Origin of the sequence: Aerophototrophica crusticola (genome assembly GCF_012913305.1) — a bacterium.
GTDB classification, from domain to species: domain Bacteria; phylum Pseudomonadota; class Alphaproteobacteria; order Azospirillales; family Azospirillaceae; genus Niveispirillum; species Niveispirillum crusticola.
Genome location: NZ_CP051775.1, coordinates 1,812,902 through 1,835,207, shown reverse-complemented (window position 1 = coordinate 1,835,207; position 22,306 = coordinate 1,812,902). Strand labels below are relative to the sequence as shown.

General features: G+C 69.4%; 18 protein-coding genes and 2 pseudogenes. 12 read left to right on the top strand and 8 right to left on the bottom strand.

All coding sequences use genetic code 11. From position 1 onward, the window contains the following. Positions 1-15: 15 nt before the first annotated feature. Both HHL28_RS08955 and msrA read right to left on the bottom strand, forming a co-directional pair. Positions 16-420, bottom strand: a complete 405-nt coding sequence (locus tag HHL28_RS08955; protein WP_075768748.1) for a DUF983 domain-containing protein — start codon at positions 418-420, stop codon at positions 16-18. Between the two features lie 113 nt (positions 421-533). Then, positions 534-1,076 (bottom strand): peptide-methionine (S)-S-oxide reductase MsrA, encoded by a 543-nt coding sequence (gene msrA / locus HHL28_RS08950; protein WP_075768749.1) that lies wholly within the window; start codon positions 1,074-1,076, stop codon positions 534-536. Between the two features lie 127 nt (positions 1,077-1,203). On the opposite strand from msrA, the gene HHL28_RS08945 reads away from it, so the two are divergent. Further along, complete coding sequence (locus HHL28_RS08945) at positions 1,204-2,439, top strand: RsmB/NOP family class I SAM-dependent RNA methyltransferase (RefSeq protein WP_169655007.1); 1,236 nt, start codon at positions 1,204-1,206, stop codon at positions 2,437-2,439. A 39-nt stretch (positions 2,440-2,478) separates the two neighbouring features. Here HHL28_RS08945 and HHL28_RS08940 read toward each other — a convergent pair whose 3' ends face one another. Next, on the bottom strand, positions 2,479-3,168 hold the full coding sequence (locus HHL28_RS08940) for an FkbM family methyltransferase (protein WP_169655005.1): 690 nt from the start codon (positions 3,166-3,168) through the stop codon (positions 2,479-2,481). Positions 3,169-3,279: 111 nt separating this feature from the next. After that, positions 3,280-3,759, bottom strand: coding sequence for a ribonuclease E activity regulator RraA (gene rraA, locus HHL28_RS08935; RefSeq protein WP_075768752.1), 480 nt, complete (start codon positions 3,757-3,759; stop codon positions 3,280-3,282). A 203-nt stretch (positions 3,760-3,962) separates the two neighbouring features. Here rraA and rpe point away from each other — a divergent pair, with 203 nt between their 5' ends. From rpe to purH, 3 genes are all read left to right on the top strand, one after another. Next, the gene (rpe, locus tag HHL28_RS08930) at positions 3,963-4,634 is read left to right on the top strand and encodes a ribulose-phosphate 3-epimerase (protein ID WP_075768753.1); all 672 of its coding nucleotides are present in this window, start codon (positions 3,963-3,965) and stop codon (positions 4,632-4,634) included. 6 nt (positions 4,635-4,640) lie between these two features. Next, entirely contained in the window at positions 4,641-6,287 is a 1,647-nt protein-coding gene (locus HHL28_RS08925; protein ID WP_075768754.1) for a heparinase II/III family protein, read from the top strand. Between the two features lie 172 nt (positions 6,288-6,459). Next, complete coding sequence (gene purH, locus HHL28_RS08920) at positions 6,460-8,067, top strand: bifunctional phosphoribosylaminoimidazolecarboxamide formyltransferase/IMP cyclohydrolase (RefSeq protein WP_075768755.1); 1,608 nt, start codon at positions 6,460-6,462, stop codon at positions 8,065-8,067. Positions 8,068-8,305: 238 nt separating this feature from the next. Here the strand turns inward: purH and HHL28_RS08915 are convergent, their stop codons facing one another. Beyond that, positions 8,306-9,580 (bottom strand): NAD(P)/FAD-dependent oxidoreductase, encoded by a 1,275-nt coding sequence (locus tag HHL28_RS08915; protein ID WP_075768756.1) that lies wholly within the window; start codon positions 9,578-9,580, stop codon positions 8,306-8,308. 8 nt (positions 9,581-9,588) lie between these two features. Beyond that, positions 9,589-10,959: a glutamine synthetase family protein gene (locus HHL28_RS08910; protein ID WP_075768757.1), complete on the bottom strand. Its 1,371-nt coding sequence runs from the start codon at positions 10,957-10,959 to the stop codon at positions 9,589-9,591. A gap of 311 nt (positions 10,960-11,270) precedes the next feature. On the opposite strand from HHL28_RS08910, the pseudogene HHL28_RS08905 reads away from it, so the two are divergent. The 4 genes and pseudogenes from HHL28_RS08905 (at position 11,271) to HHL28_RS08895 (ending at position 15,879) form a co-directional block, all read left to right on the top strand. Further along, positions 11,271-12,613 (top strand): annotated as a pseudogene (locus HHL28_RS08905) (glutamine synthetase family protein). A gap of 274 nt (positions 12,614-12,887) precedes the next feature. Next, a complete protein-coding gene (locus HHL28_RS18505) occupies positions 12,888-14,117 on the top strand; it encodes a TonB-dependent receptor (protein ID WP_404326851.1) in 1,230 nt (409 codons plus the stop codon). Continuing rightward, positions 14,054-15,310 carry a TonB-dependent receptor gene (locus HHL28_RS18500; protein WP_404326849.1) on the top strand — a complete coding sequence of 419 codons (1,257 nt, stop codon included), beginning with the start codon at positions 14,054-14,056 and terminating at the stop codon, positions 15,308-15,310. Before HHL28_RS18505 ends, HHL28_RS18500 begins: the two co-directional genes overlap by 64 nt. A 206-nt stretch (positions 15,311-15,516) precedes the next feature. After that, positions 15,517-15,879 carry a hypothetical protein gene (locus tag HHL28_RS08895; RefSeq protein ID WP_169655003.1) on the top strand — a complete coding sequence of 121 codons (363 nt, stop codon included), beginning with the start codon at positions 15,517-15,519 and terminating at the stop codon, positions 15,877-15,879. Between the two features lie 69 nt (positions 15,880-15,948). Here HHL28_RS08895 and HHL28_RS08890 read toward each other — a convergent pair whose 3' ends face one another. Then, a complete protein-coding gene (locus HHL28_RS08890) occupies positions 15,949-17,724 on the bottom strand; it encodes a response regulator (protein WP_075768759.1) in 1,776 nt (591 codons plus the stop codon). Positions 17,725-18,049: 325 nt separating this feature from the next. On the opposite strand from HHL28_RS08890, the gene HHL28_RS08885 reads away from it, so the two are divergent. Beyond that, entirely contained in the window at positions 18,050-19,426 is a 1,377-nt protein-coding gene (locus tag HHL28_RS08885; protein WP_075768760.1) for an aspartate aminotransferase family protein, read from the top strand. Between the two features lie 125 nt (positions 19,427-19,551). Here HHL28_RS08885 and HHL28_RS08880 read toward each other — a convergent pair whose 3' ends face one another. Beyond that, entirely contained in the window at positions 19,552-19,887 is a 336-nt protein-coding gene (locus HHL28_RS08880; protein WP_075768761.1) for a hypothetical protein, read from the bottom strand. 94 nt (positions 19,888-19,981) lie between these two features. Here HHL28_RS08880 and HHL28_RS08875 point away from each other — a divergent pair, with 94 nt between their 5' ends. From HHL28_RS08875 to HHL28_RS08865, 3 genes and pseudogenes are all read left to right on the top strand, one after another. Next, positions 19,982-20,863 (top strand): hypothetical protein, encoded by an 882-nt coding sequence (locus HHL28_RS08875; protein WP_075768762.1) that lies wholly within the window; start codon positions 19,982-19,984, stop codon positions 20,861-20,863. Further along, positions 20,860-21,243 carry a fluoride efflux transporter CrcB gene (crcB, locus tag HHL28_RS08870; RefSeq protein ID WP_075768763.1) on the top strand — a complete coding sequence of 128 codons (384 nt, stop codon included), beginning with the start codon at positions 20,860-20,862 and terminating at the stop codon, positions 21,241-21,243. Before HHL28_RS08875 ends, crcB begins: the two co-directional genes overlap by 4 nt. Continuing rightward, positions 21,240-22,258: pseudogene (locus HHL28_RS08865) on the top strand (RluA family pseudouridine synthase). Before crcB ends, HHL28_RS08865 begins: the two are co-directional and overlap by 4 nt. Positions 22,259-22,306 lie beyond the last annotated feature (48 nt).

Here is a 22,306-nt window from a genome sequence, read left to right as displayed (position 1 = left end):
TTCGAACCGCCCCCCTCAATACCCCGACCCCTCCCGCTCCTCCTCCTCGGCCAGCCGGGCCTGTTCGGCCTTGTTGATGTACTGGGAACAGACCAGCCAGCCCTTCAGGGGCCGCAGCAGCAGCATGCAGCCCGCCATGGCCAAGGTGCAGGTGATCAGCACGTTCAACCAGACGGACATGCCGATACCCATCTCCAGCCAGGCGGCGACGCCGACCACGGGGAAGCTGACGATGGACATGGCGAAGAAGGCGGGTCCGTCCGCCGGGTCGGCGAAGCTGAAATCCAGCCCGCAGGCGTCACATTCCTTGGCCAGGGTCAGGTAGCCGTCGAAGATGTGGCCGCGGTGGCAGCGGGGGCAGAGGCCACGGATGCCCAAGCCGAAGGGCGTCACACTCAGGTCCGGCCGGTCCGTGCCCATCTCCCATCCCTCCCGGGTTCGTCTATTCCACAACCCTTATGTGGACGATTTGCCGGGCGAACGGCACCCCGCCGCCGGACATGGCAGCCCGGCGGCAGGGGGAAGGGGCAGCGTCATTTCGCCGCGCTGGCCGGGCGGTCGGTCCTGAACTCGTCGCCCAGCACCCAATCCGGCCGCACCCAGTGGCAGGTATAGCCGTTGGGGTTGCGCAGCAGATAGTCCTGGTGGAAGGACTCCGCTTCCCAGAAATCGCCGGCGGGCACGATCTCCGTCACCACCTTGCCGGGCCACTTGGCCGACGCGTCCACCGCGGCCACTACCTCCCGCGCCACCCGCTCCTGCTCGGGCGAGGTGAAGAAGATGGCGCTGCGGTACTGGCTGCCGATGTCGTTGCCCTGGCGGTTGCGGGTCGTCGGGTCATGGATCTGGAAGAAGAACTCCAGCACCCGGCGGTAGGTCAGGCGCGACGGGTCGAAGGTGATGCGGATGGCCTCCGCATGGCCCGTGGTGCCCTTCTTCACGTCGTTGTAGGTGGCGTTCGGCAGGCTGCCGCCGGTATAGCCGACACGGGTCGCCAGCACGCCGGGCACGCGGCGGACCAGATCCTCCATGCCCCAGAAGCAGCCACCCGCCAGGATCGCCGTCTCGGTCGCCATTGGACTCCTCCATTGGTTGGTTGACCCTACAGCTAGGCGCGAAGGCCCTTGCCGTCCAGCCCGGCGGCGGTCACCTGTGCGTGATCCGCGCTTCACGTGCCCTCACGGCTCCGCTACATCCGGCTCCATGACTCCAGAACTCGCAGCCCGCGCCGCCGCCCTCGACCTCATCGCCTCGGTCCTCTACAAGCGCGTCCCCTTCGACGACGCGCTGGAGGCGCACAAGGGCCTGCGGGACCTGGAACCGCGCGACCGCGCCTTCACCCGCCTGCTCTGCGCCACCGTGTTCCGCCGGCTGGGGCAGTTGGATGCCGTCATCCAGTCCTGCCTGACCACGCCCGGCCAGTTGCTGAAGGCGCCGGTGCAGGACCTGCTGCGCCTGGGCGCCGCGCAGCTGCTGTTCCTCAACACCCCCGCCCACGCGGCGGTGGACACCAGCGTGGCCCTGGCCGTGGCCCGCAACCAGGCGCCCTTCAAGGGGCTGGTCAACGCCATCCTGCGCCGCCTGTCGCGGGAGGGTGCGGAGATGGTGGCCGCCCAGGATGCCGGCCGCCTGAACACGCCGGACTGGTTGTGGCTGTCCTGGCGCAAGGCCTATGGCACCGGCCGCACCCGCGCCATCGTCGATGCCCACCTGAATGAGGCACCGCTGGACCTGACCACCAAGGGTGATCCGGCGGAATGGGTGGAAAGGCTGGAAGCCACCTTGCTGCCCACGGGCACCCTGCGCCGCCCCGCCGGCGGCACGGTGACGGAGCTGCCGGGCTTCGCCGAGGGCGCTTGGTGGGTGCAGGACGCCGCCGCCAGCCTGCCGGCCCGGCTGCTGGGCGACGTGGCGGGCAAGCGCGTCTTCGACCTGTGCGCCGCCCCCGGCGGCAAGACCGCCCAGCTCGCCGCCGCCGGGGCGCAGGTAACCGCGGTGGACCGCAGCGACAAGCGGCTGGAGCGGCTGCGGGAGAACCTGGCCCGCCTGGGCCTGTCGGCGGGCACCGTGGCGGCCGACGCCATCACCTGGGACCCCGGCGCCCCGGCCGACGCCATCCTGCTGGACGCCCCGTGCAGCGCCACCGGCACCATCCGCCGCCACCCCGACGTGGCCCGGCTGAAGACGGAGGAGGACGTGGAGAAGCTGGCCCGCGTCCAGTCCCGCCTGCTGACCCACGCGCTGGACATGCTGAAGCCCGGCGGCCTGCTGGTCTTCGGCACCTGCTCCCTCCAGCCGGAGGAGGGGGAGGCCCAGCTCACCCGCCTGCTGGAACGCCGCCATGATGCCGAGCTGGTCCCCATCGACGCGGGCGAGGTGGGCGGCCTGACCGGCATCCTCACCGACACAGGCACCCTGCGCTGCACCCCGGCGACCTGAAGGACCAGGGGGGCATGGACGGGTTCTTCGTGGCGCGGGTCAGGAAGCGGCCGACCGCCTGAAAAGAATCTGCTGCGGCTGTGACAGGGTCTCGTCCCGGTGGAAGCCGCGGGCGGTGACGCTGGCCAGGGCCTTGTCCATGGCTTCCTGGCCCGTCGCCTCCGGGTGGATCTCCACGCACAGGCAGCGCACCCCGTCCAGGGGGATGTGGGGCAGCAGCTCTGCTTCTCCACCCTCGATGTCCATGACCAGGTAGGTCGGCCGTACCCGCGCCATCAGCGCCGAAGCGGCCAGGGCCGGCACCTCCACCGTCCGCACCGTGTCCGGCACGGGGCAGAGGGAGGACGCCCAGAAGTCCCGCGCCACATGGAAGGTCGCGGTCCCGTCCCCCGGCGCCAGCACGGCGTTCACCACCTCGCCCGCCAGACCGTTCAAGGCCAGCGTGTCGCGGATCACCGGGCACAGGTCCGGATTTGCCTCCACCACCGTCACGCCCCGGCAGCGCCGGGCACAGAAGGCGGCGATGAAGCCCAGCCCGCCGCCCACGTCCAGCACCACATCATCGGCCCGTAAGCTCTCCCCGATGATCCGGCGCTCCTGAGCCTCATAGGCGCCCTTGTACAGGTACTTGGCGATGGTCGGGGTAATGGCGGGCCCCGTCGTCCGCAGCCTGACCCCGCCGATCTGCACCACCGCGGGCCGGGTCAGCTTCCGCCATCGCGTCCGCACCACTCGCCCCACACGCCCCAGCCACCCGCCCATGCCCCACCGCCCCCATCGCGATGCTGGCCGGATAGCATAGGAAGGGGGTGGTGGATAGGGTGGGGAAACGACCTTTCGTTACCCTGCGGAACCCTCCAGCACCACCACCCCATCCTCATCCGCGTACAGCCAGTGCCCCGGGGTGAAGGTGCAGCCACCGAAGGTCACGGGCACGTCCGTCTCCCCGGCGCCTGTCTTGCCGCTCTTCAGCGGGTTGGTACCCAGGGCCTTGACGCCCAGGTCCAGGGTGGCGATGGCGGCGCTGTCGCGGATGGGGCCGTGGATGACCAAGCCGGCCCAGCCGTTCTTGACCGCCAGCCCGGCGATCACGTCGCCCACCAGGGCGGTGCGCAGGGACCCGCCGCCGTCGATCACCAGCACCGCCCCGTCGCCCGGGGTGGAGAGCACGGATTTCAGCCGCGCATTGTCTTCATGGCAGCGCACGGTGCGGATGGGGCCGTGGAAGCGGGTGCGGCCGCCGAGGTTGCGGAACTGCACGGAGCAGGATTGGATCACGGCCTCGAACCGGTCCACCAGGTCGGCGGTGGCGAACTCCATGGGCTTCCCCCCTCGTTGGATGTCCTGCATGGTAGCGGCGGGCGGGGAGGGGCGCCATGCCCCCAAGGTCGCGGGGGCGATGGCCCCGGGGCGCGGTTGGCGCGACTTTCGAATTCGAAAGTGCGGGAAACCGGTGGGCCAAGGGTGGTCACACCACCCCTCCCACCTTGCGGCGTGGCGAAGAGATTGGTACGAACCGGGCCATGCCACAGCAGCCCGTCAAGATCGCCCCGTCCATCCTGTCCGCCGACTTCGCCAAGCTGGGCGAGGAGGTCCGCGCCGTTGATGCGGCCGGGGCGGATTACATCCATGTCGACGTGATGGACGGCCACTTCGTGCCGAACATCACCATCGGCCCCGGCGTGGTGAAGGCCCTGCGCCCCCACTCGCAGAAGCCGTTCGACGTCCATTTGATGATCGCGCCGGTGGACCCGTTCGTGCAGGCCTTCGCGGAGGCCGGGGCGGACATCATCAGCTTCCACCCGGAGGCGGGGCCCCACCCGCACCGCACGGTGCAGCTGATCCGCTCCCTGGGCAAGAAGCCGGGCATCGTGCTGAACCCGCACACTCCCATCGCCATGGTGGACTACCTGCTGGGCGACGTGGATCTGGTGCTGGTCATGTCGGTCAACCCCGGCTTCGGCGGGCAGAGCTTCATCCGCAGCCAGCTGGACAAGATCGCCGAGCTGCGCCGCCGCATCGACGCGACGGGACGCCAGATCGACCTGGAGGTGGACGGCGGCGTGAACGTGGAGACGGCGCGGCTGTGCATCGAGGCGGGGGCCGACGTGCTGGTGGCCGGCACCTCCACCTTCCAGGGCGGGCCTGCCGCCTATGGGCCGAACATGCGCAAGCTCCGCGGGCTGGGGGACTGACCGCCCATGCCTGGCGGCGGCAGCGCGCACAAGCGGTTCCGGTCCGGCCGCGGCTGGTACTATGGCAGCGCCCCCTACCGGCTGCTCTCCCTGCGCGGGCCCGTGCCGCCCGGCCTGTCCTTCGTGCCGCCGGACCCCTGGCCCGGTGACGCCCATGTGGGTCAGGAGCTGCTGAACAACGTCTTCCACTTCGCCGGGCAGAGCTTCAGCGCCGAGTCGCCCCCCTGGCTGGCGGCGGAGGCCGGGCCTGCCTGGCTGGCGGAGCTGCATGGCTTCGACTGGCTGCGCCATTTGCGCGCCACCGGCGGCGACGCGGCGCGGCGGCAGGCCCGCGTGCTGGTCAGTGCTTGGCTGGACCAGTTCGGCCGGGGCTGGCACCCCGTGGCCTGGGCGCCCGACGTGCTGGGCACCCGGGTGGCCGCCTGGATCGGCCAGCACGACTTCTTCCTGGCCAGCGCCGATGACGAGCTTCGCGCCCGCGTGTTCGAGAGCCTGGCCCGGCAGGTGCGCCATCTCTCGCGCGTCACGCCCGGCAAGCTGTTGGGCACCACCCTGACCGTGGCGCTGAAGGGCCTCGCCTATGGCGGCCTGACCCTGCCCGGCCTGTCCCGGGCGGCGGAGAAGGCGCGCACGGCCCTGGTTCGGGAGCTGCCCCGCCAGGTGCTGCCCGACGGCGGCCATGCGGAGCATTCCCCGGCGCAGCAGCTCATCGTCCTGCGCCACCTGATCGACATCCGCGGCTGCTTCCGCGCGGCGCGGGTGGAGGTGCCGGAGGCCTTGCAGCACGCCATCGACCGGATGACGCCGACCCTGCGCTTCTTCCGCCACGGGGACGGGGGCCTGGCCCTGTTCAACGGCGCGCAGGAGGGGGAGCCGGTGGTGATCGACACCGTCCTCGGCCAGGCCGACGCCCGCGGACGCCCCCTGAAGAGCATCCCCCATGTGGGGTTCGAGCGGCTGACCGCGGGCCGCGCCTGCGTGCTGCTGGACGCCGGCCCGCCCCCGCCGCCCGGCCTCGACGAGCACGCCCATGCCGGCACGCTGAGCTTCGAGATGAGCGTGGGGCGGGAACGCCTCATCGTGAACTGCGGCGCCCACCCGGCCGGTGTGGGGCCCTGGCGCACCGCGCTGGCCGCCACCGCCGCCCACTCCACCGTGACCGTTGAGGACACCAACTCCAGCGCCGTGCTGCCGGAGGGGGGCCTGGGCCGCCGCCCGGCCAAGGTCGAATCTCACCGCCAGGACGCCAACAATGGCGGCGGGCTGGTGGACGCCAGCCATGATGGCTACCGCGAGACCCACAGCCTGACCCACCGCCGCCGCCTCTACCTCGCCGACACGGGCGAGGATTTGCGCGGGGAGGACACGCTGGAAGGCGCCGGCGGCAAGGCCTTCGCCCTGCGCTTCCACCTGCACCCCGGCGTCCAGGCCGTGCTGGACGAGGAGGACGCCCGCATCGCCTGGCTGCGCCTGCCCTCCGGCAATGTCTGGCGCCTGCGCGCGACGGAGGCGCTGGAGATCGCCGACAGCATCTATTTGGGCCACGGCACCGACCCGGCGCACACGGTGCAGGTGGTCTGCCGGGGCGTGACCGCGCCGGGCGCCACCACGGTGAAGTGGGCGCTGCGGCGGGAAGGGAACGACGGGGAGTAGGGCGCCTTTACCCCCTCTCCCCATCGGGGAGAGGGTTGGGGTGAGGGGGAAACCCGCGAAGTCGCAAGGCACTCCCCAGACCCCGCCCACCCATGCCAAAACGCGGGTTGCGCGGTTGGGCATGCGGCGGTACGCAGCCGCCAGCTTTCCCCTCCCAGCCGGACCTGCCGCCATGACCGTCGCCAGCATCCCCGCCGCCAACGTGGACCTCGTCCCCCTCCGCCGCGCCATCATCTCCGTCTCCGACAAGGCGGGGCTGCTGGATTTGGGCAAGGCCCTGGCGGCCCGGGGCGTGCAGATCCTGTCCACCGGCGGCAGCGCCAAGACCCTGGCGGACGCTGGCATCCCGGTGACGGAGGTGGGCGACCACACCGGATTCCCGGAGATGATGGACGGCCGGGTGAAGACCCTGCACCCCAAGATCCATGGCGGCATCCTGGCCCGCCGCGACCTGCCCACCCACACCGGCGCCATGGAGCAGCATGACATCCCCGGCATCGACCTGGTGGTGGTGAACCTCTACCCGTTCGAGGCGACGGTGCGGAAGGGTGCCGACTTCGCCACCTGCATCGAGAACATCGACATCGGCGGCCCCAGCCTGATCCGCGGTGCCGCCAAGAACCATGACTTCGTGGCCGTGGTCACCGACCCGTCCGACTATGCCGAGTTGTTGGCCCAGCTTGAAGCCAACGACGGCCAGACCACCCTGGCCTTCCGCCGCCAGCTCGCCGCCAAGGCCTATGCCCGCACCGGCGCCTATGACATGGCCATCGCTGCCTGGTTCGGCGGCCAGTTGGGGGAGGACTATCCCCGCCGCATCACCTTCAGCGGCGATCTGCGCCAGACCCTGCGCTATGGCGAGAACCCGCACCAGACGGCGGCCTTCTACACCACGGGGGAGGACCGGCCCGGCATCGCCACCGCCACCCAGCTCCAGGGCAAGGAGCTGTCCTATAACAATTTGAACGACACGGACGCGGCGTTCGAGCTGGTGGCGGAGTTCGACCGCCCCGCCATCGCCATCATCAAGCACGCCAACCCCTGCGGCGTGGCGGAGGGGGAGACGCTGCTGGAGGCCTATGGCCGGGCGCTTGCCTGCGACCCCGTCAGCGCCTTCGGCGGCATCATCGCCTGCAACCGCACCCTGGACGCCGCCACGGCGGAGGAGATCGCCAAGCTGTTCGCCGAGGTGGTGATCGCCCCCGATGCGGATGAGGGCGCCCGAAAAGTCCTGTCCTCCAAGAAGAACCTGCGCGTGCTGCTGACGGGCCGCCTGCCCGACCCGGCGGCGCCCGGCCTGTTCGTCAAGTCTGTGGCCGGCGGCTATTTGGTGCAGACCCGGGACAATGGCCGCGCCAGCCTGGACGGGCTGAAGGTGGTGACCAAGCGCGCGCCCACGGAGGCGGAGCTGGCCGACCTGCTGTTCGCCTTCCGCGTCGCCAAGCACGTCAAGTCCAACGCCATCGTCTATGCAAAGGCCGGCGCCACCGTGGGCATCGGCGCCGGGCAGATGAGCCGGGTGGACAGCTCCCGCATCGCCGCTTGGAAGTCCGCCGACGTGGCCAAGGCGGCGGGCCAGGCGGAGGCCGGGACCCGGGGCAGCGTGGTCGCATCGGATGCCTTCTTCCCCTTCGCCGACGGGCTGATCGCCGCGGCGGAGGCGGGGGTGACCGCCGTGATCCAGCCGGGCGGCTCCGTCCGCGACGCGGAGGTGATCGCCGCGGCGGACGAGCGGGGCTTGGCGATGGTGTTCACCGGGATGCGGCACTTCCGGCATTGAGAGGGGAGGGGGCTGCCCCCTCACCCGGCCGGCAAGCCGGCCGACCTCTCCCGCGGGGGAGAGGTCTACTTGGTGCTGCTCCCGGCCGATAGGGCCATCCGCAAACCGTCATCCGCTTCGCAGTCGGCGTTGCACCAAACGGTTCGGCAGCGTAATTGACCTCTCCCCTTGCGGGAGAGGTCGGCGCGCTCGCGCGCCGGGTGAGGGGTACGAAACGGCCGCGAAAGGCACCACGCGACTACAGTAAATCCCGCAACCGGTACCACAGCATCCCCAGCACCAGCGCCGGCGTCTTCAACGGCCCCGGCCCCGGGAACGGCGCGTGGGGGAGTTTGGCGAAGACGTCGAAGCGGTCAGCCTGGCCGGTGATCACCTCCGCCAGCAGCCGGCCACAGACGGCGGTCAAGGCCACGCCGTGGCCGCTGTAGCCATGGGCGAAATAGGTGGTGGGGGACAGGCGGCCCAGATGGGGGGTGCGGTTCAGGGTGATGGCCACGTGGCCGCCCCAGACATAGTCGATGGCCACGTCCTTCAACTGCGGGAAGTATTTCAGCATGGTGCCCCGCAACACCCGCTTCAGGTCCGGCCGGTCCAGGCCGGAATAGCTGACCCCGCCGCCGAACAGGAACCGGTGGTCCTTGGACCGGCGGTAATAGTTCAGGACGAAGTTGATGTCGGCGATGGCGATGTCCGCCGGCAGCAGGGACTTGGCCCGGTTCTCCCCCAGCACCTCCGTCCCGATCATGTAGGTGGCGACCGGCATGATCCGGCTCTGGATCGACGGCACCAGCTTGCCGAGGTAGGCGTTGCCCGCCAGCACCAGGAACCTCGCCCGCACCGTGCCCGTGGCCGTGGTGGCGGATGGGGAGGGGCCGGTGTCGATGCCGGTGACCCGCGTGCCCTCGAAGATTCGCACGCCCAGCTTTTCCGCCGCGTCCGCCAGGCCCAGGGCGTAGTTCAGGGGGTGGAGCTGGCCGCTGCCCGCGTCGTACAGGCCGCCCAGATAGGCCGGCGTGTCCACCATGGACCGCACCTCCTCCCGGTCCACCATGCGGGTCTTGTCGTAGCCCAGCCCCTCCAGCTCCGCCTGGTAGTCCCGCAGCTCCGCCATGTGGCGGGGCTTCAATGCTGCCAGCAAATAGCCCCAGCGCAGGTCGCAGTCGATCTTGTGGGTCTCGACCAGGCCGGAGAGGATTGTTTTCGCCTCCTCCGACAGGTCCCACAACAGGCGGGCGTCCTTGTCGCCCATCCAGCCGGCGATGGTGCTGACGGGCTTGTTGAAGCCGGTGACGATCTGGCCGCCGTTGCGCCCCGAGGCACCCCAGCCCACCCGCTCCGCCTCCAGCACCACGACGGAATGGCCGCGCTGGGCCAGCTCGATGGCGGTGACCAGCCCGGTGTAGCCGGCGCCGACGACGCAGACGTCCGCCGACAGGTCCCCGTCCAGGGCCGGCCGCTCACGGCTGGGGTTCGCCGTGTCGGCGTACCAGGAGGCGACATGGGGCTTGGGCATGCTGGGGCTCAGGCGTTGCGGAGGTACCATTCGTACTCGAGCGGCGTCACCACGGCGGCGAACTTGTCCCGCTCCGCCTGCTTGGTGATGCGGTAGGTGTCCACGAAGGCGTCGCCCAGGTGCTCCCGCAACACCGGCGAGGCCGCGAACAGTTCCAATGCCTTGTCCCAGGTAGTGGGCAGGCGCGGCGCGTCGGCGGCGTAGGCGTTACCTTCGGTGGCCGGGCCGGGGTCGGCCTTGGTCTCCAGCCCGTGCAGCAGCCCGGCCAGCATGCCCGCCAGCACCAGGTAGGGGTTCGCGTCCGCCCCGGCGATGCGGTACTCCACCCGCCGGCTGTTGGGCGGGCCGGCGGGGATGCGCAAGGGGGCCGTGCGGTTGTTGACGCCCCAGGCGATCACCGTGGGGGCATAGCTGCCCACCTGGAACCGCCGCCAGCTATTGGCGCCCGGCGCGGCCAGCGCCATGCAGGCGGGCATGGTCTGCGCCAGGCCGCCGATGCACCAGCGCAGGGCCTCGCTGCCCTCCGGGTCCTCCGCGGCGAAGATGTTGCGGCCGTCCTTGTCCAGCACGCTCATGTGGATGTGCATGCCGCTGCTGGCCTGGTCGGTATAGGGCTTGGCCATGAAGGTGGCCTCGAACCCATGGCGCTGGGCCACGCCCTTCACCACCCGCTTGAACAGCACCGCGTCGTCCGCGGCGCGCAGGGCGTCCGGCAGGTGGGACAGGGTGATCTCATACTGCCCAGGCCCGTACTCCGCGATGGCGGTGCCGGCGGGGATGCCTTGGGCACGGGCCGCGGCGGTGACCTCGTCCAGCACCGCCTCGAAATCCTCCAGCTCCGCCAGGCCATAGACCTGGGTGCGGTCCTGGCGCAGGCCGCTCTTGGGGCTGACGGGGGGCTGCGGCGCCTCCGCCGGGGCGCGGCCGCCCTGGAGCAGGTAGAACTCCAGCTCGATGGCCACCATGGGCGTCAGCCCCTTGGCCGCCAGCCGGGCCAGCAGGCTCTCCACCAGCGACCGGGGGGCGAGGGGGTAGGGGCCACCGTCGGGCGAGCGCATGCTCATCAGCACTTGGCCCAGCGGCTTGGCCGCCCAGGGCACGGGGGCCAGGGTGCCGGGCACGGGGCGGCAGGTCTGGTCCGGCACGCCCCGCTCGATGGACATGCCGGTTTCCTCGATCGTCTCGCCCGTGATGTCCACGGCGAAGGTGCAGCCGGGCAGGGCGACGCCGTCGGTATAGACCTTGCCCAGCTCATCGATGGGCACCCGTTTCCCCCGGTACACCCCGCACAAATCCGGCAGCAGCACGTCCACGGCCACCACGTCCGGGTGGCGGCTGCGGAACTCCTGGATCTCCGACGCGGTGGCGTACTCGGTCATGGCGCATCCCCGGGGCTTGGCGCCCCCGTTGTCTAGACAGGGCGGCATGGTTGGCGGGGGCGGGACACAAGTCAACCCCTGGGCATAGCATTGCCTGTCCCCTCAATCGCCGGGCGCCGCCCCGGGGCGGTCGATGCGCAATGTCTGGTCTGAGAACCGTCGGTCTCACGCACTTATTCGTCGGAGGTGGCGGAACCCCCCTTGCCGGGTCCGGGGGGCCTCTGCCTATACTCCAACCCACCTGAAACAACGTGGAGGGCCGCGGGCGCCAGCCCAGGGGACCCTGTCGGGCCGCCGAACGCGGCGAGTTCATGCAAAGCCTGGAAGACTTCATCCGAAGCCGGACCATCACCGAGGTCGAGTGTTTGGTCCCTGACATGGCGGGCATCGCGCGGGGCAAGATCGTCCCGGCCGAGAAGTTCCTGCGCATCCTCCGCGACCGCGGCCTGCGCCTGCCGGAAAGCATCTTCATCCAGACCGTGACGGGTGAGTACCCGGAGGATGAGGACGTCACCAGCCCCGAGAACTGGGACGTCTACATGATCCCGGACCCCGGGACCGTCCGCATGGTGCCCTGGTACAACGAGCCCACGGCCCAGGTGATCTGCGACTGCTTCTATGCCGACCAGTCGCCGGTGGACATTTCCCCCCGCTATCTGCTGAAGCGCGTCCTGGCGCTGTATGAGGAGCGGGGCTGGCGGCCCATCGTGGCGCCGGAGCTGGAATTCTTCCTGGTCGCCGTCAACAAGGACCCGGACTACCCCCTGGTCCCGCCCGTCGGCCGGTCCGGCCGGCAGGAGAGCGGGCGGCAGGCCTATGGCATCGACGCGGTCAACGAGTTCGACCCGATCTTCGAGGACGTCTACGACTTCTGCGAGAAGCAGGAGATCGACGTGGACACCATGTCCCACGAGGCGGGCGCCGCCCAGATCGAGATCAACTTCAACCATGGCGACGCGCTGGAACTGGCCGACCAGGTCTTCCTGTTCAAGCGCACGGTGCGTGAGGCGGCGATCCGCCACAATGTCTATGCCACCTTCATGGCGAAGCCGATGCAGAACGAGCCCGGCAGCGCCATGCACGTGCACCAGTCGTTGGTGGACATCCACACGGGCCAGAACCTGTTCGCTACCCCGACGGCGGCGACAGCCCCCTGTTCCTGAGCTTCATCGCCGGGCTGCAGAAGTACCTGCCCTATGCGATGCCGCTGCTGGCGCCCAACGTGAACAGCTACCGCCGGCTGGTCCAGGGCTCCGACGCGCCCATCAACGTGCATTGGGGCCGGGACAACCGCACCACCGGCTTCCGCGTGCCGGTAAGCCCGCCAGAGGCGCGGCGGGTGGAGAACCGGGTGGCCGGGGCCGATGCCAACCCCTACCTGGCCATCGCCGCCAGCCTCGCCTGCGGCATGCTGGGGATCATGCAGGAGCTGGAGCCCAGCGACCCGGTGAAGGGCAGCGCCCACCGCCTTGCCTTCTCCCTGCCGCGGCACCAGGCCGATGCCCTGAACAAGTTCAATTCCTGCAGGCCGTTGAAGGAGCTGCTGGGCGACCGGTTCGTCTCTGCCGTCTCCCATGTCAAGCAGGCGGAGTATGAGGCTTACCAGCGGGTGATCAGCTCCTGGGAGCGTGAGAACCTATTGCTGAACGTCTGATCCAGGACAGCTCCAGGCGCCGGCCTGCACCCCGCGGGCCGGCGCCTTTGCTTTTGTACGAAGGCATCATCCGGGAATTATCTGAAATTCGTTGTATTCAGAGGAAAGTTGCAGCCTTGCCACGCCCCGCTGGCAAAGTGTTGCGCGTCCTCGCCCTTACCCCCAGTCCCGGCTTTGCCGCCGCCCGGCTTCCGTTACCATTCATTCACCGCACGGTTCGTTTACCTATCGATTGGGGTAGGCGTGCCGGAGCCAAGAAGAATGGGGATCGCATATGCTGGGAATCGTCTCGACCCGCCGGAACCATGTCCGGCGCCTGCCCGCCTTCGCGGGGACCCTGCTGCTGGGCACGGCCCTGGTGCCGCTTGCGCCCTCGCCGGCCGCCCTGGCCCAGGAAGGCCAGCCCGTGATGCTGGAGGAGGTCATCGTCACAGCCCGGAAGCGGGCCGAAGCGCTTGAGGACGTGCCCTTCTCCATCAATGCCCTCAGCGCCAACCAGATCCAGGAGCGTGGGGCAGTCAACCTGGAGGACGTGGCCCGCAACATCCCCAGCGTGACCATCCAGAACCTCGGCCCCGGCCAGAGCCAAGTGGCCATCCGCGGCATCTCCGCCGGCCAGATCGTGCGCGACCAGCCCGGCGTGAAGGAGCAGGTGGGCGTCTACCTGGACGAATCGGTCATCTCCCTTTCCCTCTTCACCCCCGACCTGGACCTGTACGACCTGGAGCGGGTGGAGGTACTGCGTGGGCCACAGGGCACGCTGTATGGCTCCGGCTCGCTCTCCGGCACCATCCGCTACATCACCGGCAAGCCCGACACCTCTGGCAACAGCGGCTCGGCCGAGCTGGACGTGAACATGGTGGAGAAGGGGGAGGTGGGCTATGGCGCCCGGGGCATGGCGAACGTCGCCATCTCGGAGCAGGCGGCCCTGCGCGCCGTCGCCTACCACACCGCCTATCCGGGCTTCATCAACGCGGTGCAGCCGGACGGCAGCATCGACAAGGACGTGAATGACGGTGAGCGGACCGGCGGCCGCGTCTCCCTGCTGTTCCAGCCGACGGAGGCGCTGAGCCTGACGCCGCGCGTGGTCTACCAAAAGGTGGAGGCGGACGGCTTCAACCGGCAGGACATCTTCAACATCCTGGCCAACGACCTGGCGCCCGCGCCGGACCGGCTGTTCCAGTTCGACGAGCTGCAGCAGTACCGGCAGTTGGAGGAGAAGTTCGAGGACGAGTTCTACCTGGTGGACCTGACCGCCAGCTATGATTTCGGCCCGGTGGTCCTGACTTCCATCACCAGCTACACGGACCGGCAGATCCTGGTCCGGCGCGACGCCACCCAGCTCACCGGCTCCATCACCGGCCAGCCCGGCAGCTTCGACCCGGCGGGCTTCCCCCGCAGCATCTATGGCATCTCCTCCCCCTGGACGACACCACGGACGTGGAGGTCTTCACCCAGGAGGCGCGGGTGGCGTCCAGCGGCGACGGGCCCTTCCAGTGGGTAGCCGGCGCCTTCTACTCCAAGATCGACCGCCGCTATGCGCAGACCCTGTCCGTGCCGGGCTTCCAGGCCGCCACTGGCATCCCCACGGCCGGGCCGCTGGCGGGGGTGGACCAGCTCTACTTCTCCCGCATCCCCTATGACTTCAAGCAGTTCGCCCTGTTCGGGGAGGCCAGCTACCAGCTCACCGACCAGATCACCGCCACGGCGGGCCTGCGCTGGTTCGACTTCGAGGAGGAGCGGGTCCTGAACTTCGACGGCCTGTTCGCCGACCAGACCATCGGCCGGGAGGGCAAGACCGACAGTTCCGGCGTCAGCCCCCGCGTCATCCTGAGCTACGAGCCGGTGGAGGACGTGAAGTTGAACGCGCAGGTGGCCAAGGGCTTCCGCCTGGGCGGCATCAACGACCCGCTGAACGCGCCGCTCTGCACCCCGCAGGATCTGGTCACCTTCGGCGGGCGGGAGGATTTCGACGACGAGGAGGTCTGGAACTATGAGCTGGGCGCCAAGATCGGCTTCGCCGGCGGCCGCGGCCAGTTCAACGTGGCGGGCTTCTACAGCGACATCAAGAACCTGCAGGTCACGCTGGACGCGGGCACCTGCTCTTCCCGAATCGTGTTCAACGCCGACGCCCGGGCCATGGGCATCGAGGCGGAGCTGAACTACCAGCTCACGGACGAACTGGCGATCGCGCTGGGCGGCAGCTACACGGACAGCGAGTTCACGGACACGGTGACGTCGGTCAGCGGCGGCGTGGCCACCGTGGTGGGCGGCATCCGCGACGGCAACCGCCTGCCCACCGTGCCGAAGGTGCAGCTCACCGGCTCCCTGAACTATGAGAAGGAGCTGTCCGCCGACCTGACCGGCTTCGGCGTGCTGGCCGTGCAGCATGTGGGATCGCGCTTTACCCAGGCGGTGGACCAGGACCCGACCCAGGTGGGCGTGATCAACCGCATCCCCATCGGCGGCCAGCCGGCGGGCACCTACCGCTTCGACCCGAAGCTGCCATCCTACAACCAGGTCAACCTGCGGGCCGGCGTGCGGCTGGAGGGCTGGGAGGTGGCGGCCTATGTCAACAACCTGTTGGATGAGCGGGCCTACCTGTCCCTGGACCGCGAACGCGGCTTCCGCGCCCGCGCGGCCTTCCAGGTCAACCAGCCCCGCACCTATGGCCTGACAGCCAGCGCGCGGTTCTAAGTTGGTGTATTGTGCAGCGGCGCCGTCCCGGATGGGGCGGCGCCGTTTTGATTCCAGCCGCGGGCTGCCGCATGCCCACACTGTCTATCGAGATCCTGTGTGCCGGGGTAACCAAGTTGGTGCTGCCGGACGGGCTGCCATTCGGGACCGCCTTGTCCTGTCCGCCCCGCAGCGACCGGGGGCCCAGCCCCCTTTGGGAAGGTCACATGGGGAGACTGGGTGGTACGGTCGTACATTGCTTCGACCTGCCGCCCCGGGCGGACGGGCGGCGCTGGGCTTATGACATCGTGGAGGAGACGGGCTGGTCCCGCTTTACCTTCACGCCTGCGACCCGGGCTGGTTTCCTTGTATTGCTGGGCAGCCTGCTCCGCCAGTCTCAAGAAGGCATCTGGTTCTATTCCGATGCCCAATGGTCCAACCCGCCACGCGCCTTCAGGGCGGCTTACAGCCTGGACCGGTTCGTCAGCTACCATGACCGTTTTGGCATCCGGATGAATACGGCGATCCGTTTGGTAGCAGGAAAAGCCGACGTTGCAGTCCGGCCAGCTTGTCAGATGCAGGCTGTGTGATCCCTCTTCAAACGTGTAGAGCTTTCTGATCCAAGATGCGCCAGCCAAGTCAAACACCCTTGGCTGAAGTCAGGCAGTGAGCGTCTGGTCCGACACGGCCGCGTCCTGCGCCATTTCCGGGCTGCCGCCGATGCGGTCCAGCAGGGTGGTGAGGGCGGACAGGCGGATCGGCTTGGGCAGGATGTCCACCATGCCCACCGCCCAATAATCGGCAATGTCGTCGGGGAAGAGGTTGGCCGTCATGGCCACCACCGGCAGGCCTGCCAGCCGCCGGTCGGGTGAGGCCCGCAGTCGGCGGGTGGCTTCCACCCCGTCCAGGCCGGGCAGCCGAACGTCCATCAGCACCACGTCCACCGCTTGGCGTGCCAGCAGGTCGAGCGCGGCCTCCGCCGTTTCCACCGGCAGGCAGTCATGGCCCAGGCGTTCCAGCATCTTCCCCAGGACCAAGCGGTTGGTGGCGTCATCCTCCACCACCAGCACCGACAGGCAGCGCCCCTTTCCGTTGCTGGGAATGCAGCCGGTGTCCACCGCGGGCGCGGGTGGGGCCGGGATGCTGAACCGCGCCTCCGTGCCGCCGCTTGGGCGCTTCGCCAGCTCCAACCCACCCCCCATGGCCCGGATGAGGCCGCGGGAGATTGCAAGGCCGAGCCCGGCCCCGCCGCGGCCCGGTTCCGGCATCACCACGCCCTCCTCCAGTTCCGCCAGCCGATCGGCGGCGATGCCGATGCCGGTATCCTGGATGGTGACCCGCAACCACCCGTCCCGATGCTCCAGGGCCAGGGTGACGCCACCGTGGTCGGTGAACTTGACCCCGTTGTAGGCGAGGTTGAGAACCACCTGGCGCAGCCGGGCCTCGTCCCCCACAAGCCGGTCGGGCAGCCCGTCGCCGACCTCCACCCGCAAGGACAGCCCCTTGGCCGTGACGGTGGGGCGCAGGATTCCGGCAACCGTGTCCAGCAACACCCGGGGGGAATAGGGGGCCTGCGTGATGGCGATACGCCCCTCCTCGATGTTCGACAGGTCCAACAGGTCGTTCACCAGGGTGACCAGCCCCTCGCCGGCGCTATGGAGCACGTCCACCATGGCGGCCTCTTCCTCCCCCAGCTGGCGGCTGCGCAGCAGCTGCGCCATCCCCATCATGCCGTTGAGGGGGGTGCGCAGCTCATGGCTCATGCTGGCCAGGAAACGGGTCTTGGCGGCATTGGCCCGCTGTGCGGTATCGCGGGCGCCGGCCAGATCCGTGATCAGCCGGTCCTTCTCATGCCGCAGCCGGATCAGGTGGGCGGTGTTCCGGTGTGTCACAACTGCCGGGAGCACCAGGTAGGAGACGAAGGCCAGGGCCAGGGCGGAGTAGGTCAGGCCCAGCTCACTGTCCAGCAACGGGACCGCAACCAGGGCCAGGGCCACCGGGGCCGTGTCCACCAGGTAGAGCCGCCAATGGGCCGTGCTGAGGGCTGCCGTCGCACCCAGCGAACCCACAAGCAGGATCACCACCAGGCCATTGTTGAGGATGTTGCCCTGCTGCCAACCCCAGAACGGGATCGAGGCCCACAGCAAGGTCACCAGCAGCCGTATGCCGCCGATCCGCCAAAGCCAGCGCCGGTAGTCCTGTGGGCCGGGAACGGCGCCGAGGAAGCGGGCGAACAGCCGGTGCGCCCCCAGCAGGGCCGGCAGATAGGCGGCGGCCCACATGGCCGGTGCCGCCCACCCTATCCAGGCCAGCATCACACCCGCCACCAAGAACACAATGACGCTTTCCAGGAAGGCGTCATTGCGGTGGGTCTCCGCATACAGTCGCAACTGGTCCAGTCGGACCCGCGCGGAAAGAGGCATGGATTCGGGCATGGGTCCCCCGGTCCTGGCTGGAGCGGACCTGCTACGCCTTTTGTGTAGTCCCCGAAGGAATAAGGCAAGGGCCAGCGTCGGGGGCGTTCCCCAACGGCCGGGCGGCACCGGCGTGATTTTGGGCTGACCAGCCCGGCCCCTATTGGGCTATCATGGGGTGTCCGGCCGGCCTTTCTGGACTTGACGATGCTGTACGAGACCATGACGCGCAAGGAAGCCCTGCTGCTGCTCTGCGCCCGGATCGGGTTCAACCCGCCGGGCTAAGGCCGTTCGCCGCCTCCCGCCAGACAGATCAGCAGAACCCTTTCGCGAAGGTCCCGACGCCATGAATGCCGTCCTCTCCAACCACGACCTGAAGAAGCTCGACGACGCCCACCATCTGCACCCCTTCACCGACTTCAAGGAACTGTCGGCCCAAGGGGGCTCCCGCCTCATCACCAGGGGGGAGGGGTGTTGGATCGAGGATGACTCCGGCAACCGCATCCTGGACGCCATGGCCGGGCTGTGGTGCGTGAACGTCGGCTATGGCCGGAAGGAGCTGGCGGAGGCCGGGTATCGGCAGATGCTGGACCTCAGCTTCTACAACACCTTCTTCAAGACCACGACCGGCCCGGCCGCCCTGCTGTCCGCCAAGCTGGCGGAGATCACGCCGGCCGGCTTCAACAAGGTGTTCTTCGCCAACTCCGGGTCGGAGGCCAACGACACCATCGTGCGCATGGTGCGGCATTACTGGAACCTGAAGGGCAAGCCGTCCAAGAAGACCTTCATCAGCCGCACCCACGGTTACCATGGCACCACGATGGCCAGCACCTCCCTGGGCGGGATGAGCGTGATGCACGGGCAGGGCGACCTGCCGCTGCCCGGCTTCGTCCATGTGATGCCGCCTTACCCCTTCGACCTTGCCAACGGGATGGAGCCGGAGGCCTTCGGGCGGCTGGCCGCGCGCATGGTGGAGGAGAAGATCCTGGAGCTGGGGGCGGAGAACGTGGCCGCCTTCATCGGGGAGCCCATCCAGGGCGCCGGCGGCGTGATCATCCCGCCCGACAGCTACTGGCCGGAGATCAACCGCATCTGCCGGGAGCACGACATCCTGCTGATCGCCGATGAGGTGATCTGCGGCTTCGGCCGGCTCGGCCACTGGTTCGGCAGCCAGCGCTTCGGGATCGAGGCGGACTTCATGACCCTGGCCAAGGGCATCACCTCGGGCTACGTGCCCCTGTCCGCCGTCATGGTGGGCGACCGGGTGGCGGAGACGCTGATCGAGGAAGGGGGCGAGTTCTACCACGGCTTCACCTACAGCGGGCACCCGGTGGCCTGCGCCGTGGCCCTGGCCAACATCGCGGTGATCGAGTCCGAGAATCTGGTGGAGCGCACCCGCACCGACATCGGCCCCTACCTGCGCGCCAAGCTGGAGGAGGCCCTGGACGGCCACCCCATCGTCGGGGAAATCCGCAGCGAGGGGCTGATCGGCGCCATCGAGATCGTCAAGGACCGGAAGACGCGGGAGCGCTTCCCGGGTGGCGGAAAGGTCGGGCTGATGGCCCGCGACCACTGCTTCCGCAACAACGTGATCCTGCGCGGCATCCGCGACAGCTTGGTCTTCTCCCCGCCTTTGACCTTGAGCCATGGGGAGGCGGACGAGATCGCGCGGCTGGCCAAGCTGTCCCTGGACCAGACGGCGCGGGACCTGGGAGTGCTCTGACCGGCTCGGCTGGCTTGCCCGGAGGTCAAGCCAGCCGAGCCGAGGCCGGCAACCGCCGGCCCGCGGGCAAATGCCCGCGCAAGCCAAGGGCGCGGATGCGCCCGCCCGGCGCTTGAGGGAACAACTCAATACTTGTCCGGCAAGGTGGGCCGTCCCTGGATCGTCTGGCTGATGGATTCGGGGATGCGCACCAGCTTGTCGGCGCGGGGGATCGGCGGCGGGTCGGGATCGTAGATCTGCTTCAGCCGCCGGTATTCCTGGTTATGGTACTCCAGCTCTTCCATCATCGACGGCATGACGGGGCGCCGGCCTGTCACGATGACCTCATCCTCCTCCTGCTGTGCCGCCGCGGGCGGCGGTGGGGGTGGGGAGGCCGATGGGGAAGGGGATTGGGCCAGGGCGGGCCCGCTGCCCAGCATCGCGACCAGAAGGGCGAGGGACAGGCGGGTTCCGGGCTTCATGGCAGGCCTCTTCAGCGGGCGTTGGTGCTGGCGCGGGAGCGCCGCAGGGTCTAGGGTCGCCACCTCTTCGCCACTTTGTCTGTGACGGCCGTCGGTGTCTTTCGCTTTCGACCTGTATGTCGGCATCGATTGGACCGGGGCCCAGCCGGCCAAGGCGGTGGCCGTCGCCGTCGTCGGCCCGGACCGGATCGTCCACCCCATCGCCCCCGCGGGGCGGTATTGGGGCCGGGCTGAGGCGGCGGAATGGGTCGCCGCGCGGGTGCGGGAGGGCAAGCGTGTCCTGGCCGGGATCGACTGCGGCTTCGGCATGCCCTGGGTGCCTGACGTGGGCTACCTGGATGGCCGGGTGCCCCATGTCACCGACATGCCCGCCCTGTGGGACCTGGTGGAGGATGCCAGCGGCGACGCGCCGGACGATTTCGCCGGCCTGGCGGTGACCGATCCGCGGCTCGCGCCCAGCTACTGGGCCAAAGGCCCGCGGCCCGCCATGTGGGGCGACGGCAGCACCAAGCGCCGCAGGACGGAGCTGGCCGCCGCGGCCACGGGGGCGGGCACCCCGGTCAGCCTGTTCAATCTGGCCGCGGCGGCCAAGCAGGTGGGCAAGGCCTCGCTGGCCGGGATGCGCACCCTGCGGCGGCTGAAGGGCCTGCTGGGCGACCAGATCGCCGTCTGGCCGGCGGAGAACCCCGCCGGGCGCAGTGTGGTGTTGGAGATCTATCCGACCCTGTTCCGTATCCAGGCCCTGGGCCGGACATTGAAGATCACCGACCTGGCGGTGCTGGAGCGGGCGCTGGCGCCGTATGGCTGCCGTGCGGCACCTAGCTTGCCGGAGCGCTTGGATGACCATACCGGCGATGCCATGATCTCTGCCGCCGGCCTGTCGGTGCTGGCGGGCAAGGCCAGTGCCTGGGCGCCTTCGGGGCTGGACCCCGACACGGCACGGCGGGAAGGCTGGATTTTCGGGGTCGGGGCATGAAGATGCTGCTGGCCATCGCCCTGGGCGGGGCCGTGGGCTCCGTCCTGCGCTACCTTGCCATCACCTGGGTGGGGCAGGGGTTGGGGGCGGCGTTCCCCTACGGCACGCTGGCGGTGAACATCGTCGGCTCGGTCGTCATGGGCGTGCTGGTGCAGCTTTCTGCCCTGGTCTGGTCGCCGGGGGCGGAGTTGCGGGCCTTCCTGACCGTCGGGGTGCTGGGCGGCTTCACCACCTTCAGCAGCTTTTCCCTGGACGTGGCCTTGCTGGCCCAGCGGGGGGAGGTGGCGTCAGCGACCATTTATGTGGTTCTGTCCGTGCTGCTGTCCGTGGGCGGGCTGTTCGCGGGCATGTGGGCAACAAGGGTTCTGGTGGCGGGATGAGCGAGGCAGGTCAGTCGGGCCGGGTGGTTGAGACCCGGCTGGTGGGCGAGGACGAGGGGGAGGTGCGCCTGGACCGCTGGTTCAAGCGGCACTACCCGCAGCTTTCCCACATCCAGCTCCAGAAGCTGCTGCGCACCGGCCAGGTGCGGGTGGACGGCAAGCGGGCGGAGGCGAATACCCGCCTCGCCCCCGGCCAGGCGATCCGCGTCCCACCGCTGCCAGACCCGGCCCCGGCGGCCGAGGGTGCCAAGCCCGCGGTGAGGAAGCCGGTCTTCAGCGAGAAGGAGGCGCAGGGCTTGCGCTCCCGCGTCCTGTACCGGGACGCGGACGTGCTGGTGTTGGACAAGCCCGCGGGCCTTGCCGTGCAGGGCGGCACCAACCAGGACAAGCACCTGGACGCCATGCTGGACCTGCTGGTGCTGGACGGGAAGGAGCGGCCGAAGCTGGTCCACCGGCTGGACAAGGACACCAGCGGCTGCCTGGTGCTGGCCCGCTCCAGCGCGGCGGCATCGAAGCTGGCGGCGGCCTTCCGCAGCCGCGACGCGCGCAAGATCTACTGGGCCGTGACCGTCGGCGTCCCCACCCCCCACCAGGGCCGCATCGACCTGCCCCTGGGCAAGGAGGCGAGCAGCGGCGGGGAGCGCATGGCGGTGGACGAGGACGGCCAGCACGCCATCACCTATTACACCGTGCTGGAGCATGCCCACCGGCAGGCAGCCTTCGTGGCGCTGTGGCCGCGCACGGGGCGCACCCACCAGCTCCGCGTCCACATGGATGCGCTGGGCACGCCCATCCTGGGTGACGGGAAATATGCGGGCAGGGGGCGTTCCTGGAGGGCGGGGCGGAGATCCGTCGTCAACTTCACCTGCATGCACGGCGCATCATCATGCCCCACCCGCGGGGCGGCACCATCGACGTGACGGCGCCGCTGCCTGAGCACATGCGGCCGGCCTGGGACTATTTCGGTTTCAGCACCAACCTGAAGGCCGACCCGTTCGCGGAACTCCAGTTCTGAGCGGGACCGTTAGAGCGTGTTTACGCTGACCGTAAACCCGCTCCGGCG